At 63.9% G+C, this 25700-nt stretch carries 20 protein-coding genes; 10 read left to right on the top strand and 10 right to left on the bottom strand.

The window, feature by feature from the left end; translation table 11 throughout:
- Window positions 1–26 precede the first annotated feature (26 nt).
- The 5 genes from CRO75_RS19470 (at window position 27) to CRO75_RS19450 (ending at window position 4869) form a co-directional block, all read left to right on the top strand.
- Window positions 27–1358, top strand: coding sequence for a TRZ/ATZ family hydrolase (locus CRO75_RS19470; protein ID WP_092417397.1), 1332 nt, complete (start codon window positions 27–29; stop codon window positions 1356–1358).
- A 64-nt stretch (window positions 1359–1422) separates the two neighbouring features.
- Window positions 1423–2121, top strand: a complete 699-nt coding sequence (ubiG, locus tag CRO75_RS19465) for a bifunctional 2-polyprenyl-6-hydroxyphenol methylase/3-demethylubiquinol 3-O-methyltransferase UbiG (protein ID WP_007932212.1) — start codon at window positions 1423–1425, stop codon at window positions 2119–2121.
- 4 nt (window positions 2122–2125) lie between these two features.
- Window positions 2126–2797 carry an N-acetylmuramic acid 6-phosphate phosphatase MupP gene (mupP, locus tag CRO75_RS19460; RefSeq protein WP_092417398.1) on the top strand — a complete coding sequence of 224 codons (672 nt, stop codon included), beginning with the start codon at window positions 2126–2128 and terminating at the stop codon, window positions 2795–2797.
- Window positions 2798–2835: 38 nt separating this feature from the next.
- A complete protein-coding gene (locus CRO75_RS19455; protein ID WP_097137561.1) occupies window positions 2836–3576 on the top strand; it encodes a YciK family oxidoreductase in 741 nt (246 codons plus the stop codon).
- A 366-nt stretch (window positions 3577–3942) separates the two neighbouring features.
- The gene (locus CRO75_RS19450; RefSeq protein WP_097137559.1) at window positions 3943–4869 is read left to right on the top strand and encodes a GGDEF domain-containing protein; all 927 of its coding nucleotides are present in this window, start codon (window positions 3943–3945) and stop codon (window positions 4867–4869) included.
- A gap of 37 nt (window positions 4870–4906) precedes the next feature.
- Here the strand turns inward: CRO75_RS19450 and CRO75_RS19445 are convergent, their stop codons facing one another.
- The 7 genes from CRO75_RS19445 to CRO75_RS19415 form a co-directional block, all read right to left on the bottom strand.
- Entirely contained in the window at window positions 4907–5692 is a 786-nt protein-coding gene (locus CRO75_RS19445) for an iron-containing redox enzyme family protein (protein WP_092417400.1), read from the bottom strand.
- Between the two features lie 45 nt (window positions 5693–5737).
- On the bottom strand, window positions 5738–8197 hold the full coding sequence (locus CRO75_RS19440) for an EAL domain-containing protein (RefSeq protein WP_097137556.1): 2460 nt from the start codon (window positions 8195–8197) through the stop codon (window positions 5738–5740).
- A 204-nt stretch (window positions 8198–8401) separates the two neighbouring features.
- Window positions 8402–10216, bottom strand: a complete 1815-nt coding sequence (locus tag CRO75_RS19435) for an ABC transporter ATP-binding protein (RefSeq protein ID WP_009045020.1) — start codon at window positions 10214–10216, stop codon at window positions 8402–8404.
- Window positions 10209–10811 carry a DsbA family protein gene (locus tag CRO75_RS19430; RefSeq protein WP_172963034.1) on the bottom strand — a complete coding sequence of 201 codons (603 nt, stop codon included), beginning with the start codon at window positions 10809–10811 and terminating at the stop codon, window positions 10209–10211. Before CRO75_RS19430 ends, CRO75_RS19435 begins: the two co-directional genes overlap by 8 nt.
- Window positions 10812–10847: 36 nt before the next feature.
- On the bottom strand, window positions 10848–11789 hold the full coding sequence (locus tag CRO75_RS19425; RefSeq protein ID WP_038577054.1) for a rhodanese-related sulfurtransferase: 942 nt from the start codon (window positions 11787–11789) through the stop codon (window positions 10848–10850).
- A gap of 101 nt (window positions 11790–11890) precedes the next feature.
- The gene (locus tag CRO75_RS19420) at window positions 11891–12190 is read right to left on the bottom strand and encodes a BolA family protein (protein WP_009050178.1); all 300 of its coding nucleotides are present in this window, start codon (window positions 12188–12190) and stop codon (window positions 11891–11893) included.
- A gap of 12 nt (window positions 12191–12202) precedes the next feature.
- Window positions 12203–12718 (bottom strand): DUF2059 domain-containing protein, encoded by a 516-nt coding sequence (locus tag CRO75_RS19415; protein ID WP_009045024.1) that lies wholly within the window; start codon window positions 12716–12718, stop codon window positions 12203–12205.
- A gap of 192 nt (window positions 12719–12910) precedes the next feature.
- On the opposite strand from CRO75_RS19415, the gene CRO75_RS19410 reads away from it, so the two are divergent.
- On the top strand, window positions 12911–14305 hold the full coding sequence (locus CRO75_RS19410) for a class II fumarate hydratase (RefSeq protein WP_097137554.1): 1395 nt from the start codon (window positions 12911–12913) through the stop codon (window positions 14303–14305).
- A 73-nt stretch (window positions 14306–14378) separates the two neighbouring features.
- On the opposite strand, the gene CRO75_RS19405 is transcribed toward CRO75_RS19410, so the two are convergent.
- From CRO75_RS19405 to pap, 3 genes are all read right to left on the bottom strand, one after another.
- Entirely contained in the window at window positions 14379–15344 is a 966-nt protein-coding gene (locus CRO75_RS19405; protein ID WP_097137552.1) for a DMT family transporter, read from the bottom strand.
- A gap of 217 nt (window positions 15345–15561) precedes the next feature.
- Window positions 15562–16746, bottom strand: a complete 1185-nt coding sequence (locus CRO75_RS19400) for a thiolase family protein (RefSeq protein WP_097137550.1) — start codon at window positions 16744–16746, stop codon at window positions 15562–15564.
- A 143-nt stretch (window positions 16747–16889) separates the two neighbouring features.
- Window positions 16890–18410 carry a polyphosphate:AMP phosphotransferase gene (gene pap, locus CRO75_RS19395; protein WP_009045028.1) on the bottom strand — a complete coding sequence of 507 codons (1521 nt, stop codon included), beginning with the start codon at window positions 18408–18410 and terminating at the stop codon, window positions 16890–16892.
- Between the two features lie 153 nt (window positions 18411–18563).
- Between pap and mnmC the strand changes: the two genes are divergently transcribed.
- The 4 genes from mnmC (at window position 18564) to CRO75_RS19375 (ending at window position 25632) form a co-directional block, all read left to right on the top strand.
- A complete protein-coding gene (mnmC, locus tag CRO75_RS19390; protein ID WP_177409767.1) occupies window positions 18564–20546 on the top strand; it encodes a bifunctional tRNA (5-methylaminomethyl-2-thiouridine)(34)-methyltransferase MnmD/FAD-dependent 5-carboxymethylaminomethyl-2-thiouridine(34) oxidoreductase MnmC in 1983 nt (660 codons plus the stop codon).
- 250 nt (window positions 20547–20796) lie between these two features.
- Window positions 20797–22569: an N-acetylglutaminylglutamine amidotransferase gene (locus tag CRO75_RS19385; protein WP_097137546.1), complete on the top strand. Its 1773-nt coding sequence runs from the start codon at window positions 20797–20799 to the stop codon at window positions 22567–22569.
- A gap of 2 nt (window positions 22570–22571) precedes the next feature.
- Window positions 22572–24317, top strand: a complete 1746-nt coding sequence (gene ngg / locus CRO75_RS19380; RefSeq protein ID WP_097137544.1) for an N-acetylglutaminylglutamine synthetase — start codon at window positions 22572–22574, stop codon at window positions 24315–24317.
- A 130-nt stretch (window positions 24318–24447) separates the two neighbouring features.
- Window positions 24448–25632, top strand: coding sequence for an osmoprotectant NAGGN system M42 family peptidase (locus CRO75_RS19375; protein WP_087092386.1), 1185 nt, complete (start codon window positions 24448–24450; stop codon window positions 25630–25632).
- Window positions 25633–25700 lie beyond the last annotated feature (68 nt).

Here is a 25700-nt window from a genome sequence, read left to right as displayed (position 1 = left end):
CACAAACGCCCTGGAACCGATCTTCGATGCCGAACCCTGTCGTTGCGCTCGACCTACTCCTGTTGCCGACCTGGCTGGTGCCTGTTGAACCGGCCGGCGTGGTGCTCAAGGAGCACGGCCTGGGTATCCGCGACGGCCGCATCGTGTTCATCGGCCCGCGCACCGCGGCCTTGAAGCTGCAGGCGGCCGAGGTCCGCGAGTTGCCGGGCATGCTGCTCAGCCCTGGCCTGATCAACGCCCACGGCCACGCGGCGATGACCCTGTTCCGCGGCCTGGCCGACGATCTGCCATTGATGACCTGGCTGGAGAACCACATCTGGCCCGCCGAAGCCAAATGGGTCGATGAAGCCTTCGTCCGCGACGGTACCGACCTGGCCATCGCCGAACAGCTCAAAGGCGGCATCAGCTGCTTTTCCGACATGTACTTCTTTCCGAAGGTTGCCAGCGAGCGCGTGCACAACAGCGGCATTCGGGCGCAGATCGCCATTCCGGTCCTCGACTTTCCGATTCCGGGCGCCCACAGCGCCGACGAGGCCATCCGCCAGGGCGTCGAGCTGTTCAGCGATCTCAAGCATCATCCGCGCATCAAGATCACCTTCGGCCCCCACGCGCCCTACACGGTCGGCGACGAAAACCTGGAGAAGATCCGGATCATTGCCGAAGAACTCGATGCCTCCATTCATATGCATGTCCATGAAACCGCCTTCGAGGTGGAACAGGCCGTCGCTCGGCACGGCGAGCGGCCCCTGGCCCGCCTGGCGCGACTGGGACTGCTCGGGCCGCGCTTCCAGGCCGTACACATGACCCAAATCAGCGATGACGACCTGGCTTTGCTGGTAGAAACCAATAGCAATGTCATTCATTGCCCGGAGTCGAACCTGAAACTGGCCAGCGGCTTCTGCCCGGTGGAACGGCTGTGGCAGGCTGGCGTCAATGTCGCGGTAGGCACCGACGGGGCCGCCAGCAACAACGACCTGGACCTGCTCGGCGAAATCCGCACCGCCGCACTGCTGGCCAAGGCCGTGGCAGGCTCGGCCACCGCCCTGAATGCCCACCAGGCGCTGCGCATGGCCACCCTCAACGGCGCGCGGGCCCTGGGCCTGGAGAGCGAGATCGGCTCGCTGGAACTCGGCAAGGCCGCGGACCTGGTGGCCTTCGACCTGTCCGGCCTGGCGCAGCAACCGATCTATGACCCGGTTTCGCAGCTTATATATGCCACCGGCCGCGATTGCGTGAAACACCTTTGGGTCGCCGGCAAGCAATTGCTCGACGACCGGCGCCTGACGCGCCTGGACGAACAACAGCTGCACGCCACGGCGACAGCCTGGGGCCGGCGTATCAGCGGCCATACCGAATAGCAGGAACCCTCGAGCCCTGGCTCGAGACCGACAGCCAGAATTTTCCAGATTCAGAGGATTACCCATGAGTAACGTCGACCACGCCGAAATCGCCAAATTCGAAGCCCTCGCCCATCGCTGGTGGGACCGCGAGAGCGAATTCAAACCGCTGCACGATATCAACCCGCTGCGGGTCAACTGGATTGACGAACGCGTCAACCTGGCCGGCAAGAAAGTCCTCGACGTCGGTTGCGGCGGCGGCATCCTCAGCGAAGCCATGGCCCAGCGCGGCGCCACGGTAACCGGCATCGACATGGGCGAGGCCCCGCTGGCAGTGGCACAGCTGCATCAACTGGAGTCAGGGGTGAACGTCGAATACCGGCAGATCACCGCCGAAGCCCTGGCCGAGGAAATGCCCGAGCAGTTCGACGTCGTCACCTGCCTGGAAATGCTCGAGCACGTACCAGACCCGTCCTCGGTGATCCGAGCGTGCTTTCGCATGGTCAAGCCCGGCGGCCAGGTGTTCTTCTCCACCATCAATCGCAATCCGAAGGCCTATCTGTTCGCCATCATCGGCGCCGAATACATCATGAAGCTGCTGCCGCGCGGCACCCATGACTTCAAGAAATTCATCCGGCCTTCCGAACTGGGCGCCTGGAGCCGTGACGCCGGCCTGACCGTCAAGGACATCATCGGCCTGACCTACAACCCGCTGACCAAGCACTACAAGCTGGCCGCCGACGTCGACGTCAACTACATGATCCAGACCCTGCGGGAGGAATAAGCCCATGCGTATCAGAGCAGTTCTCTTCGACATGGACGGCACCCTGCTCGACACTGCGCCGGACTTCATCGCCATCTGCCAGGCCATGCGCGCCGACCGAGGCCTGGCGCCAATCGCGGACAAACATATCCGTGACGAAATCTCCGGTGGCGCCCGGGCGATGGTGGCCGTGACCTTCTCGATGGACCCGGAATCTCCGGGTTTCGAGGAGCTGCGCCTGGAGTTTCTGGAGCGCTACCTCAAGCATTGCGCAGTGCACAGCAAGCTGTTCGAGGGTATGGCCGAGCTGCTGGCCGATATCGAGAAGGCCAATCTGCTCTGGGGCGTGGTCACCAACAAGCCGGTGCGCTTTGCCGAGCCAATCATGCAGCAGTTGGGCCTGGCGGAACGTTCCGCCCTGCTGATCTGCCCGGATCACGTGAAGAACAGCAAACCCGATCCGGAACCATTGATCCTGGCGTGCAAGATGCTCGACCTCGACCCGGCCAGCGTACTGTTCGTCGGCGACGACCTGCGCGACATCGAATCGGGCCGCGATGCAGGCACCAGGACCGCCGCCGTGACCTACGGTTACATCCATCCGGACGACAATCCCAAGCACTGGGGCGCCGACGTGGTGGTCGACCATCCGCTGGAACTGCGCCAGGTCCTGGACCAGGCGCTGTGCAGCTGCTGACCGGCCCAGGCTTTCGCTTCTGATTTCCCGAGGTTTTTATGTTTGATTATTCCGCCCGCCCCGAACTGCTCAAGGATCGGGTCATTCTGGTCACCGGCGCCGGCCGCGGCATCGGCGCCGCTGCCGCCAAGACCTTCGCCGCCCACGGCGCCACCGTATTGCTGCTGAGCAAGACCGAAGCCAACCTGACCCAGGTTTATGACGAGATCGAAGCCGCCGGCCATCCTCAGCCGGTGGTGATTCCGTTCAACCTGGAAACCGCCCTGCCGCACCAGTACGACGAGCTGGCCGCCATGGTCGAAGCCGAGTTCGGTCACCTCGATGGCCTGCTGCACAATGCCTCGATCATTGGTCCGCGCACGCCGCTGGAACAGCTGTCGGGCGAGAACTTCATGCGGGTGATGCAAGTCAACGTCAACGCCATGTTCATGCTGACCAGTACCCTGCTGCCGCTGCTCAAGCTGTCCCAGGACGCCTCGGTGGTGTTCACCTCCAGCAGCGTTGGCCGCAAGGGCCGTGCCTACTGGGGTGCCTATGGCGTTTCGAAGTTCGCCACCGAAGGCCTGATGCAAACCCTGGCCGACGAAGTCGACGGTGTCGCACCGGTGCGCGCCAACAGTGTCAATCCGGGCGCCACCCGCACCAGCATGCGCGCCCAGGCCTATCCAGGGGAAAACCCGAGCAACAACCCGGCCCCCGAGGAGATCATGCCGGTCTACCTGTACCTCATGGGGCCGGACAGTACCGGGATCAACGGCCAGGCATTCGACGCCCAGTAATCCGTTCTTTGGCCGCGGCGGAATACCGTCGTGGCACTCCTTTCCTGGCAGTCTTCCACCCTGTCATCGCCAGACAAATGCCACCCTGCGCCACACCAAGCCTTGGCACTGTCAGCCAACCCGCTGAATTCAAAAGCATTTTACTCGGATGAAGCGAATGGCATGACTTTCGCTCTCATCTCCCTCAAATAGGCAGTGTATTGGCGAAACTCAGCGACGATCGAGTCGGGGCTTATAACGGCCCGTAAAGCGGATTAGACTGTGATCGCTTGTCCTACGGGACTGATGGAACAGTATGACGTGCAGCCATGAGCCGCTCTCACCCAGCCAGCAAGACTGCATTACGTGCCCAGGGGCTCACGCCATATGAAAATACCGACCCAGACCAACGCAATTGACTTCGATAGCGCCAAATTGCAACGCCTGGGCTTTGGCCAGCAGTCACCACTCCTGCAACGCCCGGTCAGCCTTGTCCAGTTGCGCCAGCAACTGAGCCTGCAATTACAGACCAGCCTGGAACCGCAACGCATTCTCGGCCTGTTCTTCCGCGAAACCCAACGCCTTGTGCCCCTGGATGCCCTGGTTTACCAGCACAAGCCCAGCGACCTGCGCCTGGAGTTCGGCCAGCGCGGCCACCACTCCATCAGCTACAGCCTGAGCCATGAAGGCGAGACCATGGGCGAGCTGGTATTTCGGCGCAATCAGCGTTTCAGCGACCAGGAACAGGGCCATCTGGAATCCCTGCTGTCCACCCTGCTTTATCCGATGCGCAACGCCCTGCTCTATCGGGCCGCGACCCGTAGCGCCCTGCGCGACCCTTTGACCGATACCGGCAACCGGATCGCCATGGACCAGACGCTGCAACGGGAAATCGAAATGGCCCGCCGCCACCTGCACCCACTGTCGCTGCTGATGCTGGATATCGATCACTTCAAGAGAATCAACGACAACCACGGCCACAGCGCCGGCGATGAAGTGCTCAAGGCTGTTGCCGCGGCCATCAAGGCGCAGTTGCGCAACGTCGACATGGTGTTTCGTTTTGGCGGTGAGGAGTTCCTGATCCTGCTGTCCAATACCGGCCGCGATGCCGCCGCCATGGTGGGAGAACGGCTGCGCCAGGCGGCCCAGGCCAAGGACTACTGGGCGGATGGCAAGTTGATCGAGCTGACGGTCAGCCTGGGTTGCTCGACCCTGCTGCCGGGGGAATCAGCCGAGAGCCTGCTGCGCCGTGCGGACAGCGCGTTGTATGTGGCCAAGCGCGAAGGCCGCAACCGCCTGGCGATGGCCGGCTGAGAGAATGGCTGGGGCCGCCTCCATCGGAGGCCGCCATTCAACCTTCGACCAGCGCCATCCGCTCACGGGCCGCCGGGGTCTTTTCCTGTTGCATGCAACGCTCCAGGAACAGGTACATGTAGTCATAACTCTTGCAGATCGCCTGGCGCAGCTCGCCCTGCAAGGCTTTGCTCGGCTTCATGCCAGCCAGGGTACAGATGATTTCCAGCGCCTCCCAAGGATGCGCATCGTCGTACTGGGCATGCATTTTCAGCCACTTCATCGCCCGCTTGCGCTCTTCTTCGGGAAAGGCCGCCGCATACACGCCGGAGGAGCAGACCAGCGCCGACCACTCCCCCGTGGCCCCCTCGATTGCGTAGTTGGTCGCAGCGATCGCCACGATCAATGAGTCGGCGGAGCTGGTGTGCCAACACCAATGACTCAGGGCGTGCAGCTCCGGTGGGACTTGCTGCGCCTGCAGATCTTCCAGGCTCACGCCATGGGCGCGGCTCCAGTTCACCCAGTAATCGGCATGATTGAGCTCGACCCGGATATTGCGCATCAGCCAGCGCCGCGCCATGTCTTCCCCGGGGTGACGGGCGAAGCGGGTCTTGGTCAGGTTCTGCGCCATGTATAGGGCGAATTGCTCGACAACCGGCCAGCCGCCGATCAGGTACTGGCGCATGGTTTTGTTACTGAGCTTGTTGTCGCGCATGCGCTGGTACAGTTCGTGGTCGACCACGCGGCGCTTGCTCTCGCTGCAATTCTGGATCAGCTGCTGGGCCCAGGCCGGATAGCTTGCAGCGTCCATGAGCGGACCGGTTCTGTTGAATGCGTCGATCACTGTCGGGGCTCCTTTTGATGGTGATGGTACGGATCAGCGAGAGATTCAACGGAACGTGCCAGGAGCCTTGAATAACAGAGGCTGTGGTCGCGAAGGCCGGCACTGCAGACTGTCGCAGGTGAAGAGTTGCGGGCGCTCGATCAGGTAGCCCTGAGCGTAATCCACGCCAATCTCCAACAATGCCTGCTCAATCTGCGGTGTTTCGACAAACTCGGCAATCGTACACTTGCCCATCACATGACCGATATGGTTGATCACCTCGACCATCGCGCGATTGATCGGGTCGTCCAGCATATCCTTTACAAAACTTCCATCGATCTTGAGGAAGTCTACAGGCAAATGTTTGAGATAAGCGAATGACGACATTCCCGCACAAAAGTCATCCAACGAAAAGTGACAGCCCAAGCCCTTGAGCTCGTTGATAAATCGAATCGCACTACCGAGATTGGAGATAGCGCTGGTCTCGGTGATTTCAAAACAAATCAGGTCCGGTGGCACACCGTGGACGATGAACTGCTCGCGCAGGAAGTCCAGGAAAGCCTCGTCACCGATGGTCGCGCCCGACAGATTGATCGCACACATCGCCAGGGGCCCTTCGCGCTCCTCGCGGATGCATTCGGCGATGATCTTGAACACATTCTCCACCACCCAACGGTCCAGGGAGGTCATCAGACCGTAACGCTCGGCGGCCGGGATAAAGCTGTCGGGCAGGATCATCCGCCCGGCCTCGTCGTGCAGGCGCAGCAGAATCTCGATGTGCCCGCCGAGCCGGTCCACATGACCCAGGGCGGCTATTTCCTGGGCATAAAGACAGAAGCGGTTTTCCTCCAGGGCCATGTGCAGGCGCTGTACCCAGGCCATTTCACCGAACCGCAGGGACAGCTCCGAGTCGTCCGCGTGATAGACCTGGACCCGGTTGCGCCCTTTCTCCTTGGCCATGTAGCACGCCATGTCCGCTGCCCGCAGTGATGCTTCGAGGGTGGTCGGGGTTTGCGCCACATGCACCAGGCCAATGCTGACCGTGGTGACGAAGGGCCGGCCTTTCCAGACAAAATGCAGGTTCTGCACCGTCTGGCGCAGGCCTTCGGCGATCTTTTCCGCCGCTTCCGGCGAGCAGTTCTCCAGCAGGATGCCGAACTCATCGCCCCCCAGGCGCGCCAGGGTATCGCCCTCGCGCAGGCCCGACTGGAGCAAGGCGCAGATATGCCGAAGCAACTCGTCCCCTGCCGCATGGCCGCAGGTATCGTTGACCAGCTTGAACTGGTCCAGATCGAGGAACATCAGGGCGTGCCGCCCCGGTTGCCGGCTCAGGCTGTGCAATGCCTGCTCCAGGCGGTATTCGAACTCGCGACGGTTCGCCAGGCCGGTCAAGGCGTCGTGGGTCGCCTGCCAGGACAGATTGGCGATGTATTGGCGCTCCTGGGTCATGTCGTGCAGCACCAACACCGTACCGCTGACCTTGCCGGCATTCTGGATCGGCGCGCCGACCAGGGTCACCGACACCGTGCTGCCATCCAGGCGCTGGATCAGCTTCGAGTGCTCGCTGCCACCACTGAGCTGACCGCTGAGAATGTGCTCGATCAGGGTGAAGCCGTCGGCCTGGGCATTTTCGTCCAGCAGGTTGAACAAGGCCGCCAGCGGCAGTCCCACCGCCTGTTCAGCCTTCCAGTGGGTCATTTCCTCGGCGGCCGGGTTCATGTAGGCGATGGCGCCGTCCACGTCGGTGGTGATGACACCGTCGCCAATGGATTGCAGGGTGATCTGCGCCCGTTCCTTTTCCAACTGCAGGGCGCTGGCGAATTCATGACGCTGGGCCAGCAGCTTATGGGTGCGCAGCAAGGCCAGGACAATCAGCCCCAGCGCGGTGGCCAGGTTGGTGATCAGCAACAGCCGCAGGATGACCCGCGAGCCCTCGCCCAGCGCATCGCTGAAAGCCTTGGCCGCAGGCGTCACGCCATCGTTGATGGCGAAAATCTGGTTCTTCCAGCGCTGGATATCGGCTTCGGAGGCCTGGTTGCGCGTAATGCTGCGGTGCATTTCATGGGCCACGCTGTCGAGCTGCACCAGATAACTGTCGCCCACGGTCCACAGGTCGATGGCTTTTTCCAGGTAGCTGAAATGGCGGAAGTTCAGGTACAGCCAGATCACGCTGTCGCTGTCGTCTGGGTGGTTGCCGCCCTTGAGAATCCCCGCCCGCGCAGCATTCAGGTCGGGCGGTTGCTGATCCAGCGCGACCCGCAGCTCATGCCCGCCCTGAGGCACGGCAATGGCGTTCTGGTACTTCAGAAAGATAGATTCGTCGCGGCTGTCGGCGTAGAGATTGAGGTAGTAGATGGCGTCCTTCTGGCCCTTGGACCAAAGACTCTCCCCGGCAACGTAAACACGTACCGCCGAAAGGACATATAAGCTGAGGCCACCCAACAGCGCTTGAAACAACACCACCGCAATAAATGGCCAGACGATGCCCAATAACCGTGGCGTTCCGAGAGTCCGCTTTTGCTTCATGAGGTCCCTTGCATAAGCACTGCCAGATGAACACCCGAGAAAATACCGCTCCTGACAGCACAGACTAGGCTAATTTCCGCCGCCTCGAACGCACAGGCCATGACGTTCAAGCACGCTGCCAGTCGAGACGCGACAGGGCCGCGTCCCAGGAGGGTCATTTCCACCAGAGAATTCAAGCACTAAGCACAGAAAACCGGATAAAACTCAAGGTCGCTGGACTTGCTGCAAATGCCCGTAAAGCTTGGCGTAAAGGCCGCCGTCGGCAATTAGCTGCTGATGGTCGCCATCTTCGGCAATCTGCCCGCCATCGAACACCAGAACCCGATCCGCCTGTTTTACCGCGGACAGGCGGTGGGCAATGATCAGCGTGGTCCGGCCGTGGAGGAAACGCGTCAGCGCCTGGTGCAGGTTGTACTCGGTGGCGGCGTCCAGCGCGGACGTAGCTTCGTCGAGGATCACCACCTTGGGTTCGGCCAGGACCATCCGCGCGATTGCCAGGCGCTGGCGCTGGCCGCCAGACAGACGCACGCCGGAACGGCCAACCACACTGTCCAGGCCGTTGGCCAGGGCGCGGACCGTCGAGTCCAGCTGGGCAATTTCCAACGCCCGCCAACAGGCTTCGTCGCTGCGCTCGCGGCCCATGGTCAGGTTGGCGCGGATGCTGTCGTTGAACAGCGCCGGATGCTGCAACACCACCGCCACGTTTTCCCGCAGGGTTTCCAGGCCGATTTCCTGCTGGGTCTTGCCGCCAAAACGAATCACACCCGCCTGTGGTGTGTAGAGCCCCAGCAACAGCTGCACCAGGGTACTTTTGCCGCCGCCGCTGGCGCCGACGATCGCCACCTTCTCCCCCGGCTCGATCGACAGGTTCATTTGGTCTAGCACCAGTTCGTCGCCGTAGCCGAAACTCAGGCCGCTGACTTCGATACCCACGGTCTCGCGCCCCTGGAACGGGTCGACACCGCCGGCATACTGCGGCTCGTCGGCCCGCGACAGCAGCTCGTTGATACGCGACAACGCGCCACCGGCGGCATAGTAGGCGTACTGCAGGTTCAGCAGTTGTTCCACCGGGCCGATCATGAACCACAGGTAGCTGAATACGGCCAGCATCTGGCCGATGGACAGATCGGAAAACAGCACGGTGAGCATGGCCGCCGCACGGAAGATATCGATACCGAACTGGAACAGCAGCCCGCTGGCGCGATTGGAGGCATCGCTCTTCCATTGCGAAGCCACCGCGTAGTCCCGCACATCCTGGGCACGCCGGCCAAGACGGCCGAGAAAAAAGCCCTGGCGGTTGCCCGCGCGGACTTCCTGGATCGCATCCAGGGTTTCGGTCAGGGCCTGGGTGAAACGCGAGGTGCTGTCGTTCTCGAGCTTTTTCAGGTGCTTGACCCGCTTGCCCAACTGCACCGTGGCGTAGATCACCAGGGGATTGAACAACAGGATCAGCAGCGCCAGTTGCCAATGCATCCACATCAGGATGCCCGCAGTGCCCACCAGCGTGAGCATGGCCACCAGAAAACGGCTGAGGGTTTCGCCGACAAACTTGTCGAGGGTGTCGAGGTCGGTGACCAGGTGAGTCGTCACCGTACCGCTGCCCAGGCTTTCGTACTCGCCCAGGGAAATGCGCTTGAGGCGCTCGATCAGCCGCAGACGGATGCGATAGACAATGTCCTTGGCCAACCCGGCAAACAACCGGGCCTGCAGCACGTTGAACAGCAGCGCCGAGCAACGCAGCATCAGGGTGATCAGCAACATGAGGCCGATGTAGCCGGCGGCGCTCTGCCAGCCCGCGGGCAAGGCGTGGTTCATCACCTTCAGCGCGGCATCGCCATGCCCCAGCAGCACTTCGTCCACCAACAGCGGCAGCAGCAACGGGATAGGCACGCTGCACAGCGTCGCCAGGACGGCCACGCCATTGGCGATCCACAGGGCTTTTTTATGCTGCAGTGCCAGCCGGCGGACTTGCGCCCAGCTCAGGCGATCGACGGGTTCCGGCGCTTGTGGATCACGCACAGGCGGCACGCTCCAGCCAGCGGCCGAGCAGTGGAGACAGCTCACTCAGGGGCTGGTAGCCATTGGTCAACAAGGCCAGCTGGCCATTGCGCTCGGCCAGCATCGTCGGGAAGCCCGCGATCCCCAGGTCCTGGACCCAGGTGAAATCGGCGGCGGTCGCGGCATGCTGCTCGGCGCGATCGAACGCCTCGGCGAACTCGATGCGCGGTACGCCCGCTTCCTCGGCCAGTTCCACCAGAACGCTGGCGCGAGTGACATCCCGGCCTTCGACGTAAAAAGCCCGCTGGATCAGCCGCAAAAGTTTCCAGGCGCAATCCGGCGCCAGGCTGCGCGCCGTGACGATGGCGCGGCACGCAGGCTCGGTGTCATAGACAAAACCGTCGGGCAAGGCGCCCTCGAACTTGAACGGCTGGCCGGTGGCCTCGGTGACCGCCTGCCAGTGTTCGAGGATATAGCGGCGGGTGGTCGGCTCCAGTGCCGAGCCACTGCCGGTCCGCAGGCCGCCCACCACCAGATGCAACTCGACGCCCGCGGCCCGCGCCTGCTCGACCAGGGCCTCGGCCACTGGAGCGAAGCCCCAGCACCACGAACACATCGGGTCCATCACATAGAGCAGGCGGGCAGACATGGCTCAGGCCTCGGAAGAAGATTGCTTGTAGTTGTAACCGATCGGATGCGGCATGTTGCGAGCCTTGGCCAGTTCAATCTGCTTCTGCCGGTCGATGGCGCTGCGGCGGGTTTTCTCGCTCAGCGTGTCCCAGCAGTGCGGGCAACTGATACCCGGCACATAGTGCTCGCTGGCGCGATCCTCGACGCTTACCGGCGTGCGGCAGGCATGACATTGATCGTAGTCGCCTTCGCTGAGGTCGTGACGCACGGTCACCCGATTATCGAAGACGAAGCAGTCGCCCTGCCATTTACTCTCTTGCTGCGGCACCTCTTCGAGGTACTTGAGGATACCGCCCTTGAGGTGGAAGACCTCGCCGAAGCCTTCGCTGAGCATGTAGCTCGAAGCTTTCTCGCAACGAATGCCGCCGGTGCAGAACATCGCGACTTTCTTGTGCTTGCTCGGGTCGAAGTTGGCTTTGATGTAGTCGGGGAATTCGCGAAAACTGGTGGTCTTCGGGTCGATGGCGCCTTCGAAGGTGCCGATCGAAACCTCGTAGTCGTTACGGGTGTCGATCAGCAGCACTTCCGGGTCGCTGATCAACGCGTTCCAGTCCTGCGGTTCGACATAGGTGCCGACCTTCTTGTTCGGGTCGACGCCGGGCACGCCCAGGGTCACGATCTCTTTCTTGAGCTTGACCTTGGTGCGGTAGAACGGCTGCTCGTCGCAGTACGATTCCTTGTGATCGATGTCGACCATGCGCGGGTCGTTCTTGAGCCAGGCCAGCAGCCCGTCGATGCCTTCGCGGCTGCCGGAAACGGTGCCGTTGATGCCTTCTTCGGCGATCAGCAGGGTGCCCTTGATGCCGTTGTCGAGCATCGCGTTGAGCAGCGGTTCGCGCAGGGAAACATAATCTTCGAGGGTGACGAACTTATACAGTGCCGCCACGACAATAGGTTGTGTCATGGGTAATTCTCCAGGTGGCTACCCTCGTAAAGGGTGAACCGGATGCAAAAAAAACGCGCCGACTGAGCGGCGCGTTGCGGATTCTAGCAAAAAACCTGTGGTTAATGCTTGCTGCCGCCAGCGCAGGTCGGCGAGGCCGGGGCCACGCCAATCTTCGCCCATTCTTGCGGCGTGTAGGTATGCAGCGCCAACGCATGGAACTGGCCCATCAGCTCGCCCAGGGTCGCGTAGACCTTCTGGTGACGCTTGACGCTGTTGAGCCCGGCAAACTGCTCGCTGACCAGCACGGCCTTGAAGTGGGTCTCCAGGCCGCGGCTGTGCATGTGGCTTTCATCCAGCACCTGCAAATGCTCAGGCTGCAATGCGCCCAGTGCCGATTCGATACGTTGTTGCATGGTCATTCCTGGCTCCGCTTACTTCTTCTTCGCCGGTGCCGCCTTAGGCTCGAGTTCGGCGGTCATGTCGGCCAGCAGCTTGTTGACTACCGGTACCGCGCTTTCCAGCTTGGCCTGGGTCATCTGGGCCGATTGCTGGGTCAGCTGCGGCATTTTTTCCAGGACTTTCTTGCCCAGCGGCGACTGGTAGAACGCCACCAGGTCCTTGAGCTCGGATTCGCTGAAGTTGCTGGTGTAGAGCTTGACCATGTCCGGCTTCAGCTTGTTCCAGCCGATGGCCTGGTCCAGGGCGGCGTTGGCCTTGGCCTGGTAGGTTTCCAGCACGGCTTTTTTCGACTCTGGGGCTTTGGTCTGTTCAAAACGCTGAGCGAACATTTGCTGCACTTGCATGTACACCGGAGTGCCCAGCTTGTCAGCGTGCGCCAGGGTCAGGAAAGCTTCGGCACTGGCGTTGTGGCTGGCGGTATCGGCAAGCACCTGGCCGCTGGCGCAAACCAGAGCAACCGCGGTACAGATGGCACGAAGACGAGTCATCGAGTTTCCTTTTCTAGCAGGCGAGGTATAACCCCAAGGGCGACCATTCTGCGCCTAAAAAACTCTGTCGCTCAACCCCAACCCTTGTGGTGCCTGCATTTGCTCGACCAAATGACACAAAAGGCGCTTTATGGAACCCAGGCGGTGGATCACGGCCTAAACTGCGCAATCAGACCTACAGGAGTGAGCACGATGAGTCGAATCGAAACCGACAGCCTTGGCCAGGTTGAAGTCCCGGACGAAGCCTATTGGGGCGCCCAGACCCAGCGTTCGCTGATCAACTTCGCCATCGGCAACGAGCGCATGCCGCTGTCGGTCCTGCATGCCCTGGCGTTGATCAAGAAGGCCGCGGCCCGGGTCAACGACCGCAACGGCGACCTGCCGGCCGACATTGCTCGCCTGATCGAACAGGCCGCCGACGAGGTGCTGGACGGCCAGCATGACGACCAGTTCCCACTGGTGGTCTGGCAGACCGGCAGCGGCACCCAGAGCAACATGAACGTCAACGAGGTGATCGCCGGTCGCGCCAACGAACTGGCCGGCAACCCGCGCGGCGGCAAGAGCCCGGTGCACCCCAACGACCATGTGAATCGCTCGCAAAGCTCCAACGACTGCTTCCCCACGGCGATGCACATCGCCGCGGCCCAGGCGGTGCAGCAGCATCTGTTGCCCTCGATCGCCGAACTGTCCGGCGGCCTGGCCGAACTCTCCGCGCGGCACATGAAGCTGGTGAAAACCGGGCGCACCCATATGATGGATGCCACGCCCATCACCTTCGGCCAGGAGCTGTCGGCCTTCATCGCGCAACTGGACTACGCCGAGCGCGCCATTCGCGCGGCCCTGCCGGCGGTCTGTGAGCTGGCCCAGGGCGGCACCGCCGTCGGTACCGGGCTGAACTCGCCCCATGGTTTCGGCGAGGCGATCGCCGCCGAGCTGGCGGCCTTGTCCGGCCTGCCGTTTGTCACCGCGCCGAACAAGTTCGCCGCCCTCGCCGGCCACGAACCCCTGACCACTCTATCCGGCGCGCTGAAGACCCTGGCGGTGTGCCTGATGAAAATCGCCAACGACCTGCGCCTGCTGGGCTCCGGACCACGGGCCGGACTGGCCGAGGTCAGGCTGCCGGCCAACGAACCGGGCAGCTCGATCATGCCGGGCAAGGTCAACCCGACCCAGTGCGAAGCCCTGTCGATGCTGGCCTGCCAGGTGATGGGCAACGACGTGGCCATCGGCTTCGCCGCCAGCCAGGGCCACCTGCAACTGAACGTATTCAAGCCGGTGATCATCCACAACCTGCTGCAATCGGTGCGCCTGCTCGCCGACGGCTGCAGCAACTTCCAGCAGCACTGCATCGCCGGCCTGGAGCCCGACCCGGTGCAGATGGCCGACCATCTGGAACGCGGGCTGATGCTGGTCACCGCGCTCAACACCCATATCGGCTACGACAAGTCCGCCGAGATCGCCAAGAAAGCCTATGCCGAGAACCGCACCTTGCGTGAAGCGGCCCTGGAGCTGGGTTACCTGACGGACGAAGAGTTCGATGCCTGGGTGCGTCCGGAAAACATGCTGGAGGCTGGCAAGCAGGGCTGATCGCCAGCTGCAAATCAGCCTCGCTCCTGCTTCCGTAGGAGCGAGGCTTGCCCGCGATCGACGATAACGCGCCCTAACTCTGCGGCATTTCCATACGTCCCCGCCGCGCCTTGAGCCCGGCCATCAGCGAAGGCCCCAGGGCCGTCAAGGCCGACCCCAGCACCACCAGCACCGCCCCGCCATACCCCAGGCCGTTGATCTGTTCGGCATGCACATATTCGGGCCACAACCAGGCCGCCACCGCCACTGCGGCGAAGGTCACCAAGGGCGTGATCGCCAGCGTGGCGCTGACCCGCGACGCTTCCCAATGGGCCAGCGCTTCGGCGAACGCACCGTAGGCGATCAGGGTATTCAGGCAGCAGGCCAGCAACAGCCAGCCTTGCAGCGGGCTCAATTCAAGCGCTTCGAGGGGATGGGCCCACGGGGTGAGCAACAGCGCACAGAACAGGTAGATCACCATCATCACCTGCAAGGAATTCCACACCGTCAGCAACTGCTTCTGGCCCAGGGCGTAGAAGGTCCAGACCGCCGAGGCGGCGAGCACCGTCAGCACCCCGGCGGTGTAGTTGCTCAAGGACGTCAGCAGCTCGGTCAGGCGCTGATTGAAAAACAGCCCGAAACCGATCAGCAGCACCGCCAGGCCAATCCCCTGCCCCAGGCTGAAACGCTCCTTGAACACAAACAGGCTGGCGATCAGCAGCAGGATCGGCCCCATCTGCACCACCAGTTGCGCGGTGCCGGGGCTCAGCAGGTTCAGCCCCATCAGGTACAGCACGTAGTTGCCCACCAACCCGCAGACCGCCATCAGCACCAGCCAGCCGCCGCGCGGCCCGAGTACCCGCCAGCTGGGCAAACGCTTGACCGCCGCCAGGTAGACCAGCAGGAAACCACCGGACACCAACAGGCGAAACCAGGTCACGGTCACCGGGTCCATCACCAGCAACACTTGCTTGAGCTTGATCGGCAGGATGCCCCACAGCAGCGCCGTCAGCAGTGCGAGGAACAAGCCGTAGACCCAGCGACCGGACGAGATGTGCATGCAACCCCCAAAAGCCTGATGGAGAGAGCCCGCATTCTAGGCCCGGGGCGGTGACTTACACAGAGACAGTTGGAGGGGCAACGTAAACAGGATTGTGCAGGTCGCAAAAAGCATCGCGGGCAAGCCTCGCTCCTACAGAAACACCACCGTCCTGTAGGCGCGAGGCTTGCCCGCGATAGGTTCGTAAGGCAGACAGATTCGCCCCCGCCTGACGGGCTTAGCGCACCGCTTCGAACAACCCGGTCGCGCCCATGCCGCCGCCGACGCACATGGTGACGATGCCGTAGCGCAGGTTGCGCCGTTGCAGTTCCCGCACCAGATGGCCGACCTGGCGCGAACCGGTCATGCCGAACGGGTGGCCGATGGAGATCGAGCCGCCGTTGACGTTGTACCTGGCGTTGTCGATCTGCAGCCGGTTGCGGCTATACAGGCATTGCGACGCGAAGGCCTCGTTCAACTCCCAGAGGTCGATGTCGTCCACTTGCAGGCCCTTGGCCTTGAGCAGCTTGGGCACCGAGAACACCGGGCCGATGCCCATTTCGTCCGGCTCGCAACCGGCCACGGTGAAGCCGCGGAAGAACGCCTTGGGCTTGAGCCCCAGCGCCAGGGCCCGCTCCAGGCTCATGACCAGGGTCATGGACGCGCCATCGGACAATTGCGAGGAGTTGCCGGCGGTCACCGAGCCGTCTTCGGCGAACACCGGTTTCAAACCGGCCAGGCTTTCCAGGGTGGTGTCCGGGCGATTGCAATCGTCACGATCAACCACGCCGTCGAGAATCTGCACCTGGCCGCTGTTCTTGTCCTCGACCCGGTACTTCACCGCCATCGCCACGATCTCGTCGTCGAACAGCCCGGCCGCCTGGGCCGCCGCGGTGCGCTGCTGGCTTTGCAGGGCGTACAGGTCCTGCTCCTCGCGGCTCACGTTGTAACGCCGGGCAACCACCTCGGCGGTCTGGCCCATGGGGAAATAGATGCCCGGCACCTGTTCCTTGAGCAGCGGGTTGATCAGGTTGTCGGTGTTGACGCTTTTCATCGTCAGGCTGATGGACTCGACCCCGCCGGCGACAATGACGTCGCTGCAACCGGAAGCGATCTGGTTGGCGGCGATGGCGATCGCCTGCAGGCCGGACGAACAGAAACGGTTGAGGGTCATGCCCGCGGTACCGGTGCCCAGGCGCGACAGCACCGCGACGTTACGCCCGATGTTGTAGCCCTGGGCCCCTTCGTTGGAACCGGCGCCGACGATGCAGTCCTCGACGCTGGCCGGGTCGATACCGTTGCGGCTCAGCAGCGCATTGACGCAATGAGCGGCCATGTCATCCGGACGGGTCTGGTTGAACTTGCCGCGAAAGGACTTGGCCAGGCCGGTCCGCACGCTATCGACGATCACCACTTCACGCATGGCATACCTCATTGTTGTTGTCGGTTGTGAGTGGCTCGAGCATAGATCCAGCCCTTGCCCGGCCGCGACGATCATTCATCCGGCGTATGCAAAACCATCGCGGTGCCGGGTTTATCCAGTGACCCGCTCACAACCCGCGGCGGTTACTTCTTGCCCTTCTTGCCTTTCCTGTCCTTTTTCTCGGACTTGTCGAATGCCTCTTCCAGTGCGCGGTTGAGGGTGCGCAGCACCTTGACCCGGGCCCAGCGCTTGTCGTTGGCCTCTACCAGGGTCCAGGCCGCGACCTCGGTGCTGGTGCGGTCGACCATGTCGCCGACGGCGGCGCGGTAGGCGTCCCATTTGTCGCGGTTGCGCCAGTCGTCCTCGGTGATCTTGAAACGCTTGAACGGAATCTCTTCGCGGGCCTGGAAACGCTCCAGCTGGGTCTGCTTGTCGATCGCCAGCCAGAACTTGACCACTATCACTCCGGCGTCCTCGAGCTGCTCTTCGAAGTCGTTGATCTCGCCATAGGCGCGCAACCAGTCCGCCGGGCTGCAAAAGCCCTCGACCCGTTCCACCAGCACCCGGCCGTACCAGGAACGGTCGAACACGGTGAACTTGCCCCGCGCCGGAATGTGCCGCCAGAAGCGCCACAGATACGGCTGGGCCCGCTCGTCCTCGGTCGGCGCGGCAATCGGCACGATGCTGTACTGGCGCGGGTCCAGCGCCGCCGCTACCCGGCGAATCGCCCCGCCCTTGCCGGCCGCGTCGTTGCCCTCGAAAACCGCCACCAACGCGTGCTTGCGCATGCGCTTGTCGCGCAGCAGGCCGGCCAGGCGCGCCTGCTCGGTAATCAGTTGCTCCTCGTAGTCGTCCTTGTCCAGGCGCTGGCTCATGTCCAGGCTGTCGAGCAGGGTCAGCTTGTCGACCGCCTCGCCCAGCGGCGCCACATGGGACTCGACTTCGAGCGTCGGCCGGTTGAGCGCACTCTGCAGGCCCTCGAGGAGAATCTTGCCCACCGCCAGGCTGCGGTAATGCGGATCCACGCCTTCGATCACATGCCAGGGCGCGTAGTCGCGGCTGGTGCGGCGCAACACGCGCTCGCCATATTTGACGAACTTGTCGTAGGTCTCCGACTGCTGCCAGTCCAGCGGGCTGATGCGCCAGCTGTGCAGCGGGTCGTCCTGCAAGGACTTGAGGCGGGCCTTCATCTGTTTCTTGGACAGGTGGAACCAGAACTTGAAGATCAGCGCGCCTTCGTCGCAGAGCATCTTTTCCAGGCGCTCGGCGCCGGCGATGGCCTGGTCGAAACGGCCGTCCTTGAACAGCTCGTGCACCCGCCCCTGCAACATCTGGCTGTACCAGTTGCCGAAAAACACCCCCATGCGGCCCTTGGCCGGGAGCATCCGCCAGTAGCGCCAGGCCGGCGGTCGCGCCAGCTCTTCGTCGGTCTGCTGGTCGAAGGTGCGGACCTCGATCAGGCGTGGGTCCATCCACTCGTTGAGCAGTTTCACCGTCTCGCCCTTGCCGGCGCCTTCGATGCCGTTGATCAATACGATCACCGGAAAACGGGCTTTCTGCTTCAGCTCGAACTGGGCCTCCAGCAGGGCTTCGCGCAGGGCAGGGACTTCGGCATCAAAGGTTTTTTTGTCGATGGCGTGACCGATTTCGGCAGATTCGAACATGAGCGACTCCCTGGCAAGATGGAGCAAGACTAGCGGATCGACCTAGGCTTTGTCGGCCCCGAACATGCTGCTTATTGCCGTGGATCATTACCCGGTGTGTCGATCGGCTAGAATGGCCGCCTTGCCGCTACCGAGCCGAACATGAGCGCCGAATTGCCCCCTCCCCAGCCCCACGCCCAGCTCGACTGGGACGACCAGGGTCGCCCGCGTTCGCGGGTCTTCGACGATGTGTATTTCTCCACCGAGTCGGGCCTGGATGAAACCCGCCATGTGTTTCTCGAACAGAACCGCCTGCGCGAACGTTTTGCCGCGTTGCCGCCCAGTGGCCGCTTCGTCATTGGCGAGACCGGCTTCGGCACCGGCCTGAATTTCCTCTGCGCCTGGCAATTGTTCGAGCAACAGGCCGACCCCAGCGCACGCCTGCATTTCGTCAGCGTGGAAAAGTACCCGCTGACGCCAGCCGACCTGCAGCGCGCCCTGGCCCTGTGGCCGGAACTGGGGCCGCTGGCCGAGCGCCTGTTGCACGCCTATGTCGCGGTGCACCAGGGCTTTCAGCGCCTGGTGCTGGACGAGGGCCGGGTCACCCTGACCCTGCTGGTCGGCGATGCCCTGGAGCAATTGCCGCAACTCGACGGGCAGATCGACGCCTGGTTCCTCGACGGTTTCGCCCCGGCGAAAAACCCCGAGATGTGGACCGCCGAGCTGTTCGCCGAACTGGCGCGCCTGGCCGCGCCGGGTTCGAGCATCAGCACCTTCACCAGCACCGGCTGGGTGCGCCGCCTGCTGAATGCCGCGGGCTTCAAGATGAAGCGCACCCCGGGCATCGGCCACAAGTGGGAAGTGCTGCGCGGCGAGTTTCTCGGCTGGCCCGAAGACACGCCGCTGCCTGCCGCCAGCAAGCCCTGGTTCGCCCGCCCCACGCAACAGATCCAGGACAAACACGCCCTGGTGATCGGCGCCGGCCTGGCCGGTTGCGCCAGCGCCGCCAGCCTCGCCGCGCGGGGCTGGCGGGTCAGCCTGCTGGAGCGCCACGGGCAACTGGCCCAGGAGGCCTCGGGCAATCCCCAGGGCGTGCTGTACCTGAAACTCTCGGCCCACGGCACCGCCCTGTCGCAGATGATCCTCAGCGGTTTTGGCTACACCCGGCGCCTGCTCGAACAGCTGCAACGGGGCGTCGACTGGGACAGCTGCGGCGTGCTGCAACTGGCCTTCAACGCCAAGGAAGCCGAGCGCCAGGCGCAGTTGGCGGCGGCCTTCCCGGCGGACCTGTTGCATCAGCTGGACCAGCCCCAGGCCCAGGCCCTGGCCGGCGTCGGCCTGGCCCACGGCGGGCTGTTCTACCCGGAAGGTGGCTGGGTGCATCCGCCGGCCCTGTGCCAGTGGCAAGCCGCGCACCCGCGGATTCGCCTGCTGCCCCACCACGATGTAGTGGAATTGCACAGGGTCGATGGCCAGTGGCAGGCCTGGGACGGCGAGCGGCTGCTGGCCAGTGCCGAGGTGGTGATCCTCGCCGGCGCCGCCGAGATCAAGCGCTTTGCCGCCAGCGCCGAGCTGCCGCTCAAACGCATCCGCGGGCAGATCACCCGCCTGCCGCAGACTGCGCGCAGCCAGAGCCTGGCCACCGTGGTGTGCGCCGAAGGTTATGTCGCCCCCGCGCGCCTGGGCGAACACACCCTGGGTGCCAGTTTCGATTTCAAGAGCGAAGACCTGACACTCACCGCCACCGAGCATGCGGGCAACCTGCAGATGCTCGAAGAGATCTCCCAGGACTTGGTGGAACGCCTGGAAGCCGACCGGCTGCAAGCGCAAACCCTCGAAGGACGGGCCGCCTTCCGTTGCACCAGCCCGGACTATCTGCCGATCGTCGGTCCCCTGGCGGACCAGGCGGCATTCGCCGAGGTCTACGCGGTGCTGGGCAAGGACGCGCGCCAGGTTCCGGACCTGCCCTGCCCCTGGCTGGACGGCCTGTATATCAACAGCGGCCACGGCTCGCGCGGCTTGATCACCGCGCCGCTGTCGGGCGAGTTGCTGGCCGCCTGGCTGGACAACGAACCGCTGCCCCTGCCGCGCAGCGTGGCCGAAGCCTGTCACCCCAATCGCTTTGCCTTGCGTCGGTTGATTCGCGGCAAGCCATGAAATAAAGCCGCGATGCCAGCCGCCCTGGCATCGCTTGGCCATCTCCCGCAAACGCCCACGGGCCCTGCCCGCACGACAAAACTCCAGGCAGATCAAGGCCTTTGCCCCAGCCGGCAACGCACTTGCACCCCGCCGCTTATAACCCATCGGTCTAAAACTCCAGGGGATCACCTGGGTCAGTTTCCGGGTACCTGCCGTTTCTGGCTGGTCACGATTCACCCCTCCCCAACGGAAAAACCGGTAAGGACTTATGTGCGGATTAGCTGGAGAACTACGTTTTGATCATCAACCCGCCGACCTGGCAGCGGTTGAACGAATTACCCACCACCTAGCCCCTCGCGGCCCCGACGCCTGGGGTTTCCATAGCCAGGGCCCGATAGCCCTGGGCCATCGACGCCTGAAAATCATGGACCTGTCGGACGGCTCGGCCCAGCCGATGATCGACAACCAGTTGGGCCTGTCCCTGGCTTTCAACGGCGCGATCTACAACTTCCCCGAACTGCGCGCCGAGCTGGAAAGCCTGGGCTACGCCTTTTATTCCGGCGGCGACACCGAGGTGCTGCTCAAGGGCTATCACGCCTGGGGCGCCGAGCTGCTGCCGCGGCTCAACGGCATGTTCGCCTTCGCCATCTGGGAGCGGGACGCCAAGCGCCTGTTCATCGCCCGCGACCGCCTGGGCGTCAAGCCGCTGTACCTGTCGCGCACCGGCCAGCGCCTGCGTTTCGCCTCGGCCTTGCCGGCGCTGCTCAAGGGCGGCGACATCAACCCGCTGCTCGACCCGGTGGCGCTCAACCATTACCTGAACTTCCATGCCGTGGTGCCGGCGCCGCGCACCCTGCTGGCGGGCATCGAGAAACTGCCGCCGGCCACCTGGATGCGCATCGAAGCCGACGGCCGCACCGAGCAGCGAACCTGGTGGACCCTGCCCTACGGCCCGCGCGCCGATGAAACCGGGCTGACCCTGGAAGACTGGCGCGACCGGGTACTCGACAGCACTCGCGAAGCCGTGGCGATCCGCCAACGGGCGGCGGTGGATGTCGGCGTGCTGCTGTCCGGCGGCGTCGATTCGAGCCTGCTGGTCGGCCTGCTGCGGGAAGTCGGTGTGGATAACCTGTCGACCTTCTCCATCGGCTTCCAGGATGCCGGCGGCGAACGCGGCGACGAGTTCCAGTATTCGGACCTGATCGCCCAGCACTACGGCACCGATCACCATCAGTTGCGCATCGACGAGCGCGAGATCATCGAACAGCTGCCGGCGGCGTTCCGCGCCATGAGCGAACCCATGGTCAGCCACGACTGCATCGCCTTCTACCTGCTGTCGCGGGAAGTCGCCAAGCACTGCAAGGTGGTGCAGAGCGGCCAGGGCGCCGACGAGCTGTTCGCCGGTTATCACTGGTACCCGCAGGTGGATGGCGCCAGCGACCCTTACGTGGCCTACCGCGAGGCGTTCTTCGACCGCAGCTACGACGACTACGCGGCCACCGTGCAGCCGCAGTGGCTGACCGCCAACGACGCCGCCGGTGATTTCGTGCGCGAGCATTTCGCCCAGCCCGGCGCCGCCGAGCCTGTGGATAAAGCCCTGCGCCTGGACAGCACGGTGATGCTGGTCGACGACCCGGTCAAGCGTGTGGATAACATGACCATGGCCTGGGGCCTGGAGGCGCGCACGCCGTTCCTCGACTACCGGCTGGTGGAGCTGTCGGCGCGGGTGCCGGCCCGGTTCAAGCTGCCCGATGGCGGCAAGCAGGTGCTCAAGGAAGCCGCGCGCCTGGTGATCCCCAGCGCGGTGATCGACCGCAAGAAAGGCTACTTCCCGGTGCCCGGCCTCAAGCACCTGCAGGGCGCCACCCTGGACTGGGTACGTGAACTGCTGCTCGACCCGAGCCAGGACCGCGGCCTGTTCAACCCGGCGATGCTCGACTGCCTGCTGACCGATCCACAAGGCCAGCTGACGCCGTTGCGCGGCTCCAAGCTGTGGCAACTGGCGGCGCTGAACCTGTGGCTCAGCGAACAAGGAATCTGACCATGAAACCCCATGCCACGGCTTACAGCCAACGCTTGCTGCGCGGTCAGGCGCCCTCCTACGAGCGTCTGCAGGCGCGTTTCGCCGAAGACCGCAGCGCCCTCGGCACCGACCCGATTGCCGTGCATTGCGGCTGGGGCCGACTGCTGATCGGCCATACCTTTCCCGACCCGACGAGCCTGGCCGAAGAGCTGCTCAACGAACACCCCGGCGAACGCGACATCGCCCTGTATGTCGCCGCACCCCAGCAGATCCTCGGTCTGGAACCGACCCAGTTGTTCCTCGACCCGTCGGACACCCTGCGCCTGTGGTTCAGCGACTACCGCCAGGCCACCCGGGTGTTTCGCGGCTTCCGCATCCGTCGGGCGCAAAGCGCGGCGGACTGGCAGGCCATCAACCAGCTGTACCTGGCCCGCAACATGCTGCCGGTCGACCCGAGCCTGCTGACCCCGCGCCATGCCGGCGGGCCGGTGTACTGGCTGGCCGAAGACGAAGACAGCGGCGCGGTGATCGGCAGCGTCATGGGCCTGGACCACCAGAAGGCCTTCCACGATCCGGAGCACGGCAGCAGCCTGTGGTGCCTGGCGGTGGACCCGCATTGCACCCGCCCGGGGGTCGGCGAAGTGCTGGTCCGGCACCTGATCGAACACTTCATGAGCCGTGGCCTGAGCTACCTCGACCTGTCGGTGCTGCACGACAATCGCCAGGCCAAGTGCCTGTACGCCAAGCTGGGTTTCCGCACCCTGTCGACCTTCGCCATCAAGCGCAAGAACGGCATCAACCAGCCGCTGTTCCTCGGCCCCGGGCCCGAGGCGCAGTTCAACCCTTACGCGCGGATCATCGTCGAGGAAGCCCATCGCCGCGGCATCGACGTGCAGGTCGACGACGCCGAAGCCGGGATGTTCACCCTCAGCCATGGCGGCCGCCGGGTGCGTTGCCGCGAATCCCTCAGCGACCTGACCAGCGCCATCAGCATGAGCCTGTGCCAGGACAAGAGCCTGACTCACAAGGTATTGAAACAGGCCGGGCTGAACCTGCCGGCGCAACAACTCGCGGGCAACGCCGACGACAACCTGGCGTTTCTCGACGAGCATGAACGGGTGGTGGTCAAGCCGCTCGACGGGGAACAAGGCCAAGGTGTGGCCGTGGATCTGCGCACCATCGAAGAAGTGCAACAGGCGATCGACAACGCCCGGCGGTTCGACAGCCGGGTGTTGCTCGAGAGCTTCCACGAGGGCCTGGACCTGCGCGTCCTGGTGATCGGCTTCGAGGTGGTCGCCGCGGCCATTCGCCGGCCGGCCGAGGTGATCGGCGACGGCCAGCACTCCATCGGCGAGCTGATCGAAGCGCAAAGCCGGCGTCGCCAGGCCGCCACCAGCGGCGAAAGCAAGATCCCCCTGGACCCCGAAACCCAGCGCACCCTGCAGGCCGCCGGGCACGGCTACGACAGCATCCTGGCGGCCGGCGAACGGCTGTTCGTGCGGCGCACCGCCAATCTGCATACCGGCGGCACCCTGGAGGATGTCACCGCGATTCTGCATCCAGAATTGGTGGACGCCGCGATCCGCGCGGCGCGGGCGCTGGATATCCCGATGGTCGGCCTCGACCTGATGGTGCCGGCGGCGGACCAGCCGCAGTACGTGTTCATCGAGGCCAACGAGCGCGCCGGCCTGGCCAACCATGAACCGCAGCCGACGGCCGAGCGCTTTGTCGACCTGTTGTTTCCCCACAGCCAGCCGGCGGTCTGACCGTCATGGGCCGACAGTACCGGCCTTATCGCGGGCAAGCCTCGCTCCTACAGAAACGCACTGTGGGAGCGAGCGCCCGACGCCTTGTTCATCGAAACCATCGATGGCCTTTTCATCATCAGGAGTTTCCATGACCCGATCGATTCCCGAACCGGACCTCAACTACCTGCAGAAAGTCCTCCTGGAAATGCTCGCCATTCCCAGCCCCACCGGCTTCACCGACACCATCGTGCGTTACGTGGCCGAGCGCCTGGAAGAACTGGGCATTCCCTTCGAACTGACTCGCCGCGGCACCATCCGCGCCACCCTCAAGGGCCAGAAGAACAGCCCGGACCGCGCGGTTTCGGCGCACCTGGATACCATCGGCGCCAGCGTGCGTGCGGTGAAAGACAACGGCCGCCTGACCCTGGCCCCGGTCGGCTGCTGGTCCAGCCGTTTCGCCGAGGGCAGCCGGGTCAGCCTGTTCACCGACAACGGCGTATTGCGTGGCAGTGTGTTGCCGCTGATGGCCTCCGGGCACGCCTTCAACACCGCGGTGGACGAGATGCCCATTAGTTGGGACCACATCGAATTGCGCCTGGATGCCTACTGCACCACCCGTGCTGACTGCGAGTCGCTGGGCATCGGCGTCGGCGATTTCGTCGCGTTCGATCCATTGCCGGAGTTCACCGAAAGCGGCCATATCAGCGCCCGCCACCTCGACGACAAGGCCGGGGTCGCCGCGCTGCTGGCCGCGCTCAAGGCCATAGTCGACAGCGGCGAGCCGCTGATGATTGACTGCCATCCGTTGTTCACCATCACCGAAGAAACCGGCAGCGGCGCGGCGGCGGCCCTGCCCTGGGACGTCAGCGAGTTCGTCGGCATCGACATCGCCCCGGTCGCCCCCGGCCAGCACTCCAGCGAGCACGCGGTGAGCGTGGCCATGCAGGACTCCGGCGGGCCTTACGACTATCACCTGTCGCGCCACCTGCTGCGCCTGGCCACGGAACACGAACTGCCGGTGCGCCGCGACCTGTTCCGCTACTACTTCAGCGATGCCCATTCGGCGGTCACCGCCGGCCACGATATCCGTACCGCCCTGCTGGCCTTCGGTTGCGACGCCACCCACGGCTACGAGCGCACCCATATCGACAGCCTGGCGGCCCTCAGCCGCCTGCTGGGCGCCTACATCCTCAGCCCGCCGGTGTTCGCCAGCGACGCACAACCGGCCCAGGGTTCCCTGGACCGCTTCAGCCATCAGCTGGAGCACGACACACAAATGGAAAGCGACACCCGGGTGCCGTCGGTGGACAGCCTGGTGGGGCAAAAGTCGTGAGGTGAAAAGCCCGGGGCCAGGCGCAACGCTCCTACAGATGATCGGCATTACGGCCCCGCGCGAGGTTT

The organism is Pseudomonas sp. LAMO17WK12:I10, assembly GCF_900215185.1.
Taxonomy (GTDB): Bacteria; Pseudomonadota; Gammaproteobacteria; order Pseudomonadales; family Pseudomonadaceae; genus Aquipseudomonas; species Aquipseudomonas chlororaphis.
This window is presented reverse-complemented; position numbering and strand designations above follow the sequence as displayed.

Excerpts from the sequence above, each read along its gene's own strand:
- CRO75_RS19405 (WP_097137552.1), bottom strand. The coding sequence starts at position 15,344 with ATGCACATCTCGTCCGGTCGCTGGGTCTACGGCTTGTTCCTCGCACTG.
- pap (WP_009045028.1), bottom strand. The coding sequence starts at position 18,410 with ATGTTCGAATCTGCCGAAATCGGTCACGCCATCGACAAAAAAACCTTT.
- CRO75_RS19440 (WP_097137556.1), bottom strand. The coding sequence starts at position 8,197 with ATGAAGCAAAAGCGGACTCTCGGAACGCCACGGTTATTGGGCATCGTC.
- mupP (WP_092417398.1), top strand. The coding sequence starts at position 2,126 with ATGCGTATCAGAGCAGTTCTCTTCGACATGGACGGCACCCTGCTCGAC.
- ngg (WP_097137544.1), top strand. The coding sequence starts at position 22,572 with ATGAAACCCCATGCCACGGCTTACAGCCAACGCTTGCTGCGCGGTCAG.
- CRO75_RS19375 (WP_087092386.1), top strand. The coding sequence starts at position 24,448 with ATGACCCGATCGATTCCCGAACCGGACCTCAACTACCTGCAGAAAGTC.
- ubiG (WP_007932212.1), top strand. The coding sequence starts at position 1,423 with ATGAGTAACGTCGACCACGCCGAAATCGCCAAATTCGAAGCCCTCGCC.
- CRO75_RS19420 (WP_009050178.1), bottom strand. The coding sequence starts at position 12,190 with ATGACCATGCAACAACGTATCGAATCGGCACTGGGCGCATTGCAGCCT.
- CRO75_RS19385 (WP_097137546.1), top strand. The coding sequence starts at position 20,797 with ATGTGCGGATTAGCTGGAGAACTACGTTTTGATCATCAACCCGCCGAC.
- CRO75_RS19430 (WP_172963034.1), bottom strand. The coding sequence starts at position 10,811 with ATGTGTTCGTGGTGCTGGGGCTTCGCTCCAGTGGCCGAGGCCCTGGTC.
- CRO75_RS19455 (WP_097137561.1), top strand. The coding sequence starts at position 2,836 with ATGTTTGATTATTCCGCCCGCCCCGAACTGCTCAAGGATCGGGTCATT.
- CRO75_RS19450 (WP_097137559.1), top strand. The coding sequence starts at position 3,943 with ATGAAAATACCGACCCAGACCAACGCAATTGACTTCGATAGCGCCAAA.
- CRO75_RS19400 (WP_097137550.1), bottom strand. The coding sequence starts at position 16,746 with ATGCGTGAAGTGGTGATCGTCGATAGCGTGCGGACCGGCCTGGCCAAG.
- CRO75_RS19470 (WP_092417397.1), top strand. The coding sequence starts at position 27 with ATGCCGAACCCTGTCGTTGCGCTCGACCTACTCCTGTTGCCGACCTGG.
- CRO75_RS19415 (WP_009045024.1), bottom strand. The coding sequence starts at position 12,718 with ATGACTCGTCTTCGTGCCATCTGTACCGCGGTTGCTCTGGTTTGCGCC.
- CRO75_RS19425 (WP_038577054.1), bottom strand. The coding sequence starts at position 11,789 with ATGACACAACCTATTGTCGTGGCGGCACTGTATAAGTTCGTCACCCTC.
- CRO75_RS19410 (WP_097137554.1), top strand. The coding sequence starts at position 12,911 with ATGAGTCGAATCGAAACCGACAGCCTTGGCCAGGTTGAAGTCCCGGAC.